Source organism: Heliorestis acidaminivorans, from assembly GCF_008933955.1.
Lineage (GTDB): Bacteria > Bacillota > Desulfitobacteriia > Heliobacteriales > Heliobacteriaceae > Heliorestis > Heliorestis acidaminivorans.
Genome location: NZ_WBXO01000001.1, coordinates 443,339 through 455,506 on the forward strand (window position 1 = coordinate 443,339; position 12,168 = coordinate 455,506).

A 12,168-nucleotide genomic window follows, 5' to 3' on the forward strand; every position below is an offset into this window, starting at 1 on the left:
ATTCTATTATCCGAAGCGCCCTGTTATATAATCTTCCGTTCTTTGATCTTTAGGGTTGGTAAAGATAACTTCCGTATCGTCTACTTCAACCAGATCACCAACAAGGAAAAATGCAGTACGATCAGAAACCCTTGCCGCTTGTTGCATATTGTGGGTAACAATAATAATTGTATAGTGCTGTTTTAATTCACGAATCAATTCTTCAATTTTTAAGGTTGAGATAGGATCAAGAGCTGATGTTGGTTCATCCATTAACAAAACTTCAGGTTTGATTGCCAGAGCACGAGCGATACAAAGACGCTGTTGTTGACCTCCAGATAAACCCAACGCTGGCTTGTGTAAGCGATCTTTCACTTCATCCCACAAGGCGGCTTGTTTTAAGGATGTCTCAACAATTTCATCTAATGAAGCTCGATCTTTGGTCCCATGAAGTTTAGGAGCATAGGCTACATTTTCATATACTGTTTTGGGAAAAGGGTTGGGTGCTTGAAAGACCATACCTACTTTTTTTCTCAAGGCTACAACATCACAATCAGGATGATATATATCTTCCCCTTCAAAGGTTAATTTTCCTTCTACATGACAATTGGGAATAATATCATTCATTCTATTTAAACAGCGCAAAAAAGTTGATTTTCCACATCCTGAGAGGCCAATCAAGGCGGTTACTTCTTTTTCTTTCATCGTTAGGTTTATATTTTTTAATGCTTGAAAATCACCATAAAAAAGCTTAAGATTTTCAGCTTCTATTTTTATTTTACTCATTATATCCTCCTACATTCTACACGCTAAACCTTGCGCATACGACGAAAATAAGTCCGTAACAATATGGCAATCAAGTTAAGACCTAACACAAGAATCATCAAAACAGCTGCTGTACCATAAGGTATGGATTGATCGGCATGAGGTACTTGAGTTGCAATTACATAGAGATGATAAGGCAAGGCCATAACTTGATCAAAAATACTGTTGGGTAACCTAGGCAAGAAGAAAGCCGCTACGGTCAATAGAATCGGAGCTGTTTCTCCGGCCGCTCGCGCTACACCAAGAATTGATCCTGTTAGAATACCTGGCATGGCATTGGGGAGAACAATAAAGAGGATTGTCTGTAGTTTTGTCGCACCAAGAGCCAAACTAGCTTCACGATAGCCACGAGGCACTGTACGTAAAGCTTCTTCTGATGTCGTAATAATGACTGGTAAGATCATCAAAGCCAAGGTAAGAGAACCGGCTAAGATAGAAACACCAAATCCAAGGAAAAGGACAAAGAAACCTAAGCCAAATAGACCAAAGACAACAGAAGGAACACCCGCTAAGTTGACAACAGCGAGACGAATCATACGAGTAGCCCAAGATTCCTTGGCATATTCAACAAGATAAATGGCTGTCATCACGCCTATAGGTAATGCAAAAATAATTGTTCCTAAAACAAGATAAAAAGTACCAACAATGGCCGGGAATATGCCGCCTTCTGTCATACCACGGCGTGGATTTTCTGTTATGAACTCCCATGTTAAGGCAGGCAGACCTTTGGAGAAGATATCCCAAAGCACAACGGCCAAACAGAGCACAATGAAGAAAGCAATAGCTCTAAGAGTAGCAAAGGCGATTTTTTCTGTCACTTTTGGTGACATCATTATTCAACCTCCTTCATGCGTCGACTAACAAGATCAGCAATATAGTTTACTGCAAAAGTCATTAAGAATAGAACAACACCAACTACGAATAAAGCGTGATAATGTTCACTGCCACGCGCAACCTCACCCATTTCAGCCGCTATTGTAGCCGTCATGGTTCGAACAGGCTCAAGCATAGTACCAGGAATAATGGCGGCATTACCTGTTACCATCAACACCGTCATGGTCTCACCAATGGCTCGGCCAATGCCGAGCATTACCGATGCTGTAATACCAGAAAGGGCCGCGGGAACAATAACTGTAACAATGGCTTGCCAACGAGTGGCGCCCATGCTCAAAGAAGCTTCCATATATTTACGAGGTACAGAAGAAATCGCATCTTCCGAAATAGATGTAATTGTTGGTAAGGCCATAAGAGCTAAGGTAATTGATCCTGTCAAAGCTGTTAAGCCTGTTGATAAACCAAAGAAGTCTTTAATCCAAGGCGCTAATACAACAAGACCAAAGAAGCCAAGCACAACAGAAGGAATTCCAGCCAACACTTCAATAGTAGGCTTTAGAATCTCACGTACTTTAGGGCTAGCGACCATAGAGAGATAAATAGCCGCTCCTATCCCGAGAGGAACGCTAATCAAAATAGCACCAAAGGTTACGATTAAAGAGCCAGCTATTAATGGCCAGAGTCCAAAAATATGAGGATTAGAAATTGGATACCAATTCTTTGCCGTCAGTGTAGGGGCTGATAGGGGATCGAGGAATAAAGGAACGGCTTCTTTAAATAGGAAGAGAAATATTAGTATAACGGTAATAACACCAAGAAAGGCACTTACAAAAAGAACACCTTCTGATAACTTTTCGAAGATATCCCAAGCTTTTCTTCGACGGGAGGAATTCTTCAATAATTTCTTTTGTTTATCTCCTGGTTCTTCAGCATTTTCTTGATTTGATGAAAAAGCTACATTATCCTGATTGGAACTCAATTTTTTTACCTCCTCATTCAAGGGGAACTTCTTGCAGAAAAAATGGGCAGAGTAGTTGGACTCCACCCATTCGATTTTCTTGATAATTTACAAAATCATAGTGTCTATTAAAAATATAGAAATTACAAAATGGAAACAAATTCCATTTCACCAACGATTTTTTGTCCCTCTTCACTTAGGACAAAATCAATAAAGTCTTTGGCCAATCCTTCTGCTTCACCAGCTGTATAAAAGTGAAGAGGACGAGATATCGGATATGAGCCATCTTTGATTCCTTCATCCGTTGGTAACACCGCTACTGCCTCTTCGTTTAATTTGATAGCAATCGTTTTTACGTCATCTGTAAGATAGCCAACACCTACATATCCAACTGCATTGCGATTTGTTACAATTTCTTTGGATATAGTACCACTAGAAGTTAATAGAAGTGCATCAGGTCGATATTCTTCATTATTCATAACAAATTCTTTAACAAAAACATGAGTACCAGAAGATGTTTCTCGAGCCATTACAACAATGGCTTGATCAGGACCGCCAAGTTCGCTCCAATTGGATATTTTACCTGTATAAATATCTTTTAATTGTCCTATTGTCAACTCGTCAATGGGATTGTCCCTATGAACAATAAATGCAAGTCCATCTAATGCTACTGTGTACTCTACAACTTCTTTGCCTGTTCTATCTAATATTGTGGCAATTTCGTTGTCTTTAATATCGCGAGACGTAATAGCTATATCAGCCGTACCATTAATTAAGGCCGAAATACCTGTACCAGAGCCACCGCCTGTTACAGCAATGCTTACATCATGTTGAATCATATACTCTTCCGCCAAAAATTGTGTCATGTTAACAATTGTGTCAGAGCCTTTAACTTGAATCGATTCCCTTGGCTCTCCTCCACAACCTACTGTGAGAAGGCCTACCAGCGCAATCATACTTGAAGTTGTAATAATCCGTTTTAACTTTGATTTAAAATCCATGAATATATTGTACCCCCTCAAAATACATTCAGCTTCCTTGCACAGAAACCTTCATGTCTGAGGTTAACAATACTATGCTTTTGTTAGGCTATGATTATGATATTGTTAAGGGAATGTTAAGGCGGTGTTTTTCGGCAAAATACGACATATTAATTCTCTTTAATTGTAATTCTGTTGAAATAATAGTGATATTTGTCTGTTCATTGAGGTATATAATCAATATTTTGCAAAAGAAAAGTCTGCTTTTCTCCTCTCGGAATGAAGCAGACTTTATACATTTGCATCTAATACCTTACTTTACAGGAACAAACTCCATTTCACCAACAATTTTCTGACCTTCTGGGCTAAGCATGAACTCTACAAAAGCTTTAGCTACACCTTCTGGTTCACCGGCTGAATATACATGAAGAGGACGAGATACAGGATATGAACCATCTTTTACAGCATTATCACTAGGTAATACTGCTGGGCTATTATCATCTTTTTTAACAGCAATGGTCTGTACTTTATCTGTTAAGTAACCCATACCAACATAACCAATGGCGCCTGTATTCGTTTCAATTTCTTTAGCAATAGTAGCACTAGATGTTTGTAATAGTGCATCAGGACGATACTCTTCGTTATCCAAAACGAATTCTTTTACGAACACGTGTGTACCAGAGGAAGTTTCACGAGCAAGTGGAACAATAGTTTGGTCTGGGCCACCTAGTTCAGACCAGTTAGTTACCTTACCTGTATAAATGCCTTTTAATTGTTCCATTGTTAATTCTTTAACTGGATTGTCTTTGTGAACGATAAAACCAATTCCGTCAAGAGCGATGTCGTACTCGACCACATCTTTACCAGTCTTTTCTTTTATATCATTTATTTCGTTGTCTTTAATATCACGAGAAGAATTGGCTAGATCAGCAGTACCGTTGATTAGAGCAGATATACCTGTACCAGAGCCTCCACCTGTAACGGCTATGCTCACATTAGGATATTTATCCATAAAATCTTCTGCAAAAGCCTGACTCAAATTCACCAGAGTATCAGAACCTCTTACTTGAATAGTACCAGAAAGACCAGATGTACTATCTCCCCCCGAATTACTTTGAGACTGATCACCAGAACAACCTACAGCAACAGCTCCAACCATAGCGGTAATAACAGTAAGACCGATAACTTTAGAAAACTTTTTGACATAAGACATATGTAGATTAACCTCCTCAAAATTTCAGGACTCTGTTCTATGTCCTGCTTACGAAATACATATTAATGCATATTTGTTATCCCTTGATTACCTTAATTTTAAGTATTTGTTAAGCTAACAAATAGCCATCATCAATTACAAAAGCACTGCCTTCTATTTTTTTGGCCACTTTTTTTGTTTCGGCCGCTAATTCACCTAACTCTACAGGATGGTGAATACGTCCCGCTGGGCATACAAGGACAGCTAAGGATAAGGACATCAAAGGAAAAGCTTTATGCTTTCCATAGCGATCTCTGCCGTATATATGACCATTACGTCGGTCAGTAGGTGCATAGAAATCTACAATTCTTTCATCAAACTTAGTAATGATTTTTTGACAAAGCGGTAGAAAAGGGGCTTCTGAAATGATGATAAAATCATCACCACCTATATGTCCTACTAGATCATCCTCATGGCCTAATTCAGCTATAGTTGATACTAGAATATCAGCAACAAGTTTGATAGCTTGATCGCCTCTTTCAAAACCGTAGCGATCATTAAAAGCTTTGAAATTATCTAGATCAATATAAATGGATGTAAAGGAAGATTTTTTCCAAACTTTTTGGTATATTTCTTGTTCTATACGTACATTGCCAGGTAATCCTGTCAACGGATTAGCTGATAATGCTAATTCCATCTGAGCTTTCGTTAATTGATCGAGTAAAGTTCTAACTGAAACGACGCCAATACACTTTCCTGATTGGCAAACTATAATGTGATCATATAGTTGTGATAAGTGCCGTGAAGTCGCCAATTGTGATACCTTTTCTAATCGACTATGTCCCTCTACTATCAATGGATTATGATCCATTATTAAAGAAACAGGTCTATCAGAGTAAAGAGCTTGACCATATTGATTTGCTAAATGAAAGTATAGCTTCTCGCGCATTAATAAACCTATTGGCTTCTCTTCTTCCATAATTACGATACTGTAGGAATCTCGATGTTTATGAAAATGTTCCATTGCCTTTTTGGAAGGTGCCTGTGCCGATAAAAAATAATAATTTTCTACAAGACTACCAATTACAGCTTTAGTTGTTGGCTTCTCTTTATTTTCTATCTCCCTTTGCTTCTGAAGTGATTGAATTTGTCTAGACTCGCTATATTTTTTTTGTGGTGAAGGTCTACCTAGTAAGTAGCCTTGACCTAAATGAATTCCAGCTTTGCAAAGCCATTTAAGTTGTTCTTCCTTTTCAATCCCTTCTGCAATAATATGACTATTGATTTTCAAGGCAAAAGATAAAAATGTATCTAACAAGGCTTGTTTAACAGCAGAGTTATTTATCCCTTCTATTAATGACTTATCTATTTTTATGTATTCTGGTTGTAATTCGGCAATAGATTGCAAACTTGAATAGCCTGCACCTGCATCATCAACAGCAAATCGAAATCCCTGTTTGCGATAAATATCTATTATCTTGCGAAAATGCGTAAAATCATTAATAACATGTCTCTCAGTGATTTCTAAAACTATTTGTTCTGTACGAAGGCCTGTAGATTCCACAATTTGACGAAAGTCACCCCTAGAAAAGGAAGGATCATTAATTACTTGGGGGCTACAATTTAGAAACAAGAATTGATTTTTCTTTATATCGCTCGCACCTTCTAAAGCTAGTTGACGTAAAAGCCGCTCTAAGGGTAAGAGGCAATTAGCTTTTTCTGCTAGCTTAAAGATTTGTAAGGGGCTTTGAAATGCACTATTTTCAGGACCTCTAGCCAAAGCTTCGTAACCTATAATAGCACCCTTTTCTAAAGAATAAATTGGTTGGTAGTGAATTATGAAGTTTTTATCTTCTATTGCTTGCTTTAATGCCCAAATCTTTTTTCCACTATCTAAGTCTATTTCCCCCTTGGCCAGGGCAAGTGCTTGTTTGATAGCACTGTAAACTTGACTTTCTACTGTTAGCTCTGATTTGTAACAAAGTACAGAACAGCCTACATGAAAGTTCATATCTTCATCAACAATTTTATTTAGTTTTCTGTTAACCTGATTCATTATATAATTTTTTAATTCTTGAGCTTTATGTGCAATTAGTTCAAAGCAGTAAGAGCGATCTTTGCTATTTGCTTGGATAGAACAATAGAGCACATAGTCATCTCCATAAATATTGTGGATGATTTCTACTTTAACTGTCTCATTAGAACTACTAAACTGCAGAATCGCTTCTTTTAACAATTCTAAGACTCTTTTACAAACTTTATTTCCGTACTTTATCTCTATATTAGTAAAGTTAACTATGTCGATATAGATTAAGCCAAGCTGTCCGTGAAGGTATAATTCTCTTTCCACCATCTTAAGTACTTGTGAATTAGCAACCATGGAAGAGTAAAAAAGCTCCTTTTTCTCTTTATGGCCCTCACCTTTAAGCCACTTATTAATCCTACTGAGTGGCTTCACAACCTTGTCCTCCCTTCTCAGCTTAATCATTGATTAACACAGTACCTTATCATTTTATCGTCTTGCTTTACCTGTTCACAAAGCCCAGCCGCCTCTTCTGCTTGTAGTGCCATAAATTGGATTACCTCTAGTAGATGTGTAGAACTAGATGATATCTCGCTAGCTAGTTCGAATATTCCTTCTACGTGATTGTTCGTTATCTCAATAGAATGAAAAATCTCTTCAAGGGCTCTTTCTATTGATGAGGATATTTTTGTACCTGCTTGAATTTGCTCTTGCGTGTTTCTTGAAGTTTCTACAGCTGAACCAACTTGATTAATAATGTGTTGAATTAACTGCGTTATACTTTTCGCCGATTCATTAGTTTCATCTGCTAATTTTTTTACTTCTTGTGCCACCACAGCAAAACCTCTGCCATGCTGTCCTGCTCGAGCCGCTTCTATAGATGCATTAATAGCCAGCATGTCAATTTGTTGAGCCAATTTGGCAATTACAATCGATATTGGTTTGATTTGATTCGAGTAACTTTCTAATACCTCAATAATTTTTGCTTCTTTTTCTATGGCCTGATCGATCTGAGCAATAACTTGAGTTGTTTCAGTTAGAGCCTTACGACCTCCTACTGTTGAGCTATGCATAGAATGGGAATAGGTTTTTGTTTGACCACTGTAAGTTTCAATTTTTTGTGCCAAATCAGCTATATTACCAATCATATCAGCTGTTATTTTTAGATTATTTGTCTGGCTTTTAGCCAAGGTAATCTGGTTTCCGGTTATTAAATCTAACAAAGCTTTGATAGTTATTACGCCAACACATCGTCCATGATCGGTAACAACAATGCTATCATAGAGATAGTCGCTATTTCGTTGTGTTGCCAACTTCGATACTACTTCTACTGTGGTATCACTACTTACTTGCAAATAATTTTTATTCATCACTAAGCGGCTAGGTCTATCGTAGTAAATTGAAACACCATAACGTCTACCAAGATGAGCAAAAAATTTATCTTTCATAATTAGACCAACGGGTAAACCTTTTTCTGTAACTACTACACATTGAGAGTTTGGAGAGCGTTCAAAAAAATCAGCAATATGACGGGTCTTAATTGATTGATCCATCATTTGTACAGGTTCTGTATATCGTCCGATAGGTAATGTGCCAATTGATTGTGCTATATCCATAGCTATGATGTTCTTATTAGAATCTTCTAATGTGTAATTCTTTGATAAAGTCATTGATGCAAATAGCTCCTTTTTTGCAAAGTGATTATTGGTAGAAAAAAGAAAAAGCCTACCCATCCTTATAGGATTAATGGTAGACTTTGCGCATTATATTTAATTGAAGAAACTGTTAAAGTACTGTTAGTTTTTTTACTGCTGGGAAAGTAATAAAAAAAGTAGTTCCACGACCTACTTGAGAAGATAAGGTAATCTGGCCACCACTACCTTCCACAATATGCTTTACAATAGCTAGTCCAAGTCCCGTACCTCCAATATCTCTAGACCTAGCTTTGTCTACACGGTAAAATCTTTCAAAAATACGAGGTGCACTATCTTCAGGTATGCCAATGCCTGTATCTTCAATTTCTATATGCACCTCTTGTCCCTTTGAAAAAGCCCGAAGAAAAAGGTGACCACCTTTTTTGTTATATTTGATGCCATTTTCAATCAGATTGACAAGAACTTGTTGCAAGTGGTCTGAAGTAAGCGGTACTTTCGGTAAAGACTTAGCAATTTCGAAATGCAAAGTTACTTCTTTTTCTTGGGCTACAGGAGTAAGTAAACTTTTTATTCGACATAACTCAGACTCTACTTCCGTTTCACCTTGAATAATTAGCTCTCGATGGCTTTCAATATGAGATAGTTTTAGTAAATCTTCAATCAATCTCTGTAAGCGGTCTGTTTCCTCATCAATAATCGTAAGAAAACGATGTGAAAGCTTCTTATCTTCCACAGCACCATCGAGCAAAGTTTCCACAAACCCCTTAATTGAAGTCAGAGGTGTGCGTAGCTCGTGAGATACATTAGCAACAAACTCCGTACGCATCTGTTCTAAGCGTCGTACTTCAGTGATGTCATGAATAACCATTACAGCTCCAAAGATACGCTCTTCTGACCAGACAGGTACTACTTGCACTTTATACATTTGCAATTTGTTAGGCCAGATTTGAATTTCTCTTCTACCTACTTCTCCCGTATGAAGCGTATGAGAGAAAACAGCCTCTAGTTCTCTATTACGAATTACTTCGACTAACATTTTACCTTTAGCTATTTCAGCATTAATGAGTAGCATTTTTTCTGCCGCTTTGTTCACTAGTAAAATACGGCCCATGCGATCAAAGCCTACAACACCTTCCACCATAGAGCCCAAAACAGTTTCAAACTTATTTTTTTCCTGATTCAAGTCGCGAATCTGCTTTTGTAATTGTTCTGAAGTAGCACGAATAGAAGCGGCTAGATCACCTAACTCTCCTTGAGCTTGAATACCATAAAGACGAGGTGCAGAACCATCTTGCATATCGTCTACTGCTCTAGTCAAGTCAACGATTATTTTAGCAATTCTACGAGACCAGAAGTAAACTGCCGCTGTTGTTATGATTGCATAAAGTAGAATAAATAAAGTTAAACCTTCGTCTCCCTGAGGTAAATACCATAAAAAAAACCACAAGAAGGGTACTAAGAAAATTACTACGTAACCATAGACAATCTTTTTTTGGATACTTGAGTTATTTTTCAACTATTTTCATCCCATTTCAGCAGGATCACGGAATTTGTAACCTACTCCCCTTACAGTTTCAATATAGCGAGGATTAGCCGGATCTTTCTCAACTTTTTGTCGTATATGTCGGATATGAACATCAACAGTTCTGCTATCTCCAAAATAATCGTATCCCCAGATCCGTTCTAACAAAAACTCACGATTGAAAACCTTCCCAGGATTAGAAGCTAATAAGCGCAGTAACTCAAACTCTTTTGGCGTTAATTCCTGTTTACGACCATGAATCCAAACTTCATAACGTTCCACATCAATAGAGATTTCACCCACTTGAATAGGACCATCAGAAGAGCTTTCACGACGACTGCTTCTACGCAAAAGAGCTTTCACACGTGCCACGAGCTCTCGAGGGCTAAAAGGTTTTGTCATATAATCATCGGCGCCCATCTCAAGACCTAAAACTTTATCAAATTCTTCACTTTTAGCAGTTAACATTAAAATAGGTAAATTAGATGACCTTGTATTAGCTCTAAGTTTTTTACATACTTCTAAACCATCAAGACGAGGTAACATGAGATCTAATATAACCAGATCAGGAAGTGTTTCCTGTAACTTTATAATGGCGCTTTCACCATCGATAGCCTCATTAACAATGTGACCTTCCTTTTCCAAATTAAACTTTACCAGTTCTAAAATATTACTATCATCTTCTACTACTAAAATGGTAGCCATAAAGTCCTCCTTAATCTTCTATCATGGACGAGTCAACATAATCAATGCACCATGACGGCCTGTTCTTCCTTGATCACGGCGATAAGAAAAAAAATCTTCTTCTGCACAAGAAGTGCACATATTAAGAGTTGATATATGTTCTGGCTTTAGCTTGTATTCCATCAATTGTAGTTCTATCGCTTTGATTAGGTCAAATCTTACCATATTCTTGCTCTTTTCGTTACACTCTTTCTCTTCAGAAGTAAAGAGTTGATCAGCAAAAGACCAGCGTTGATGAAAAGCATTGACTACTTCTGTACCTACAGGATAACAGCAAGGTCCAATAGCAGGTCCTATAGCTACCTGAATATTTTGGACTTTACTACCTCGCTCAATAAATTCTTCGACCATAATAGATGGCAAACCAGCTACAGTACCTCTCCAGCCTGCGTGGACAGCCCCTATTCTGCCGCCTATAGCATCGTAATATAATAACAACGCACAATCTGCTCCGAAAACAACGAGCGGTAAATCGCTATCTTCGGTAGCAAGAGCATCGCCTTCTACTAGCTCATTCATATTTTGACCTTGAAAAGCCTTTATGTTATCTTTGCTAACCCAATGCACTTTCGTACCATGAACTTGATTAAGAGTAACCCAAGGAGCAGAAGCTAATCCTAATGCTCTCGTAAGCCTTTCACGATTCTGCTCAACCTTTTCTGCTTCATCTTGAACATGATAAGCAAGGTTCAAAGTATCATAAGGTAGCGAACTAGCACCTCCTTGGCGCGTACTAACAGCACTAAGGACATTGCTATCCCAAGAAGGTTGATAGACAGCAAGCTCACCCCTACATCGGCGACTCCACTTTAGATCTTGCAATGAAATTCCCCTTTCTTAGGCTCAATCCATCACAGTAACAAGGACACCAGAAGAAAGTGATCGTTCTACATCAATAATACGTTGATTACCTGATCCTCGAAATGGTAAGGATAAATCTTTTTCTTCTTCTATATAAGGACCGTCAATAAGCCACTGTGCTTGTTGCAATAACTCTATATAGCTCTTATCCTGCTTAGATAGTTCAAGGATCTTTTCGTAGGTATAGCCTGTATAAAGAACTATATGCAACCCTCTCTTACGAACTTCTCGAGCTAACTCAGTAAAAGCCGGAGCTTGCAAAAAAGGCTCTCCTCCTGAAAAGGAAACACCATGTATGTAAGGTGCTTGATCAATTATTTTCAGAATTTCAGAAAGGGTCATTACTTTTCCTTCTTCTATATTATGAGTTTGTGGGTTCTGACAACCCTTACAATAATGAGAACAGCCCTGTGCAAATAAAGTTATTCGAATACCTGGTCCATCAACAATGCTATCTTTTACGATACCAGCTAAGCGTAGCTCGCTCATCCTTATAAAAACTCCCTATGCTAAAAACATTTGCTCTTAATCCTTCGTCATAAAATGTTCTTTTCCTTTTTCATTTATAATTAGAAAGATAAGGTCGTTGAAAGTC

11 protein-coding genes are annotated in these 12,168 nt (G+C 37.8%); all 11 read right to left on the reverse strand.

The window, feature by feature from the left end; translation table 11 throughout:
- Window positions 1-6: 6 nt before the first annotated feature.
- A complete protein-coding gene (gene pstB / locus F9B85_RS02160; protein WP_151618014.1) occupies window positions 7-765 on the reverse strand; it encodes a phosphate ABC transporter ATP-binding protein PstB in 759 nt (252 codons plus the stop codon).
- A 23-nt stretch (window positions 766-788) separates the two neighbouring features.
- The gene (pstA, locus tag F9B85_RS02165; RefSeq protein ID WP_243138035.1) at window positions 789-1,637 is read right to left on the reverse strand and encodes a phosphate ABC transporter permease PstA; all 849 of its coding nucleotides are present in this window, start codon (window positions 1,635-1,637) and stop codon (window positions 789-791) included.
- Window positions 1,637-2,617, reverse strand: a complete 981-nt coding sequence (gene pstC, locus F9B85_RS02170; protein WP_207707015.1) for a phosphate ABC transporter permease subunit PstC — start codon at window positions 2,615-2,617, stop codon at window positions 1,637-1,639. The genes pstA and pstC overlap by 1 nt, the downstream gene beginning before the upstream one ends.
- A gap of 122 nt (window positions 2,618-2,739) precedes the next feature.
- Window positions 2,740-3,597, reverse strand: a complete 858-nt coding sequence (locus F9B85_RS02175; RefSeq protein ID WP_151618016.1) for a phosphate ABC transporter substrate-binding protein — start codon at window positions 3,595-3,597, stop codon at window positions 2,740-2,742.
- Between the two features lie 292 nt (window positions 3,598-3,889).
- The gene (locus tag F9B85_RS02180) at window positions 3,890-4,789 is read right to left on the reverse strand and encodes a phosphate ABC transporter substrate-binding protein (RefSeq protein WP_151618018.1); all 900 of its coding nucleotides are present in this window, start codon (window positions 4,787-4,789) and stop codon (window positions 3,890-3,892) included.
- A 109-nt stretch (window positions 4,790-4,898) separates the two neighbouring features.
- Window positions 4,899-7,226, reverse strand: a complete 2,328-nt coding sequence (locus F9B85_RS02185; RefSeq protein ID WP_170270094.1) for a GGDEF domain-containing protein — start codon at window positions 7,224-7,226, stop codon at window positions 4,899-4,901.
- 26 nt (window positions 7,227-7,252) lie between these two features.
- A complete protein-coding gene (locus tag F9B85_RS02190; RefSeq protein ID WP_170270096.1) occupies window positions 7,253-8,461 on the reverse strand; it encodes a methyl-accepting chemotaxis protein in 1,209 nt (402 codons plus the stop codon).
- Window positions 8,462-8,576: 115 nt separating this feature from the next.
- Window positions 8,577-9,962, reverse strand: coding sequence for a two-component system histidine kinase PnpS (gene pnpS, locus F9B85_RS02195; protein ID WP_151618024.1), 1,386 nt, complete (start codon window positions 9,960-9,962; stop codon window positions 8,577-8,579).
- Between the two features lie 6 nt (window positions 9,963-9,968).
- Complete coding sequence (locus F9B85_RS02200; RefSeq protein WP_151618025.1) at window positions 9,969-10,673, reverse strand: response regulator transcription factor; 705 nt, start codon at window positions 10,671-10,673, stop codon at window positions 9,969-9,971.
- Window positions 10,674-10,694: 21 nt separating this feature from the next.
- Window positions 10,695-11,534 (reverse strand): peptidoglycan editing factor PgeF, encoded by an 840-nt coding sequence (pgeF, locus tag F9B85_RS02205; protein WP_170270098.1) that lies wholly within the window; start codon window positions 11,532-11,534, stop codon window positions 10,695-10,697.
- Window positions 11,535-11,555: 21 nt separating this feature from the next.
- Complete coding sequence (gene nrdG, locus F9B85_RS02210; protein WP_207707016.1) at window positions 11,556-12,062, reverse strand: anaerobic ribonucleoside-triphosphate reductase activating protein; 507 nt, start codon at window positions 12,060-12,062, stop codon at window positions 11,556-11,558.
- Between the last annotated feature and the right edge of the window lie 106 nt (window positions 12,063-12,168).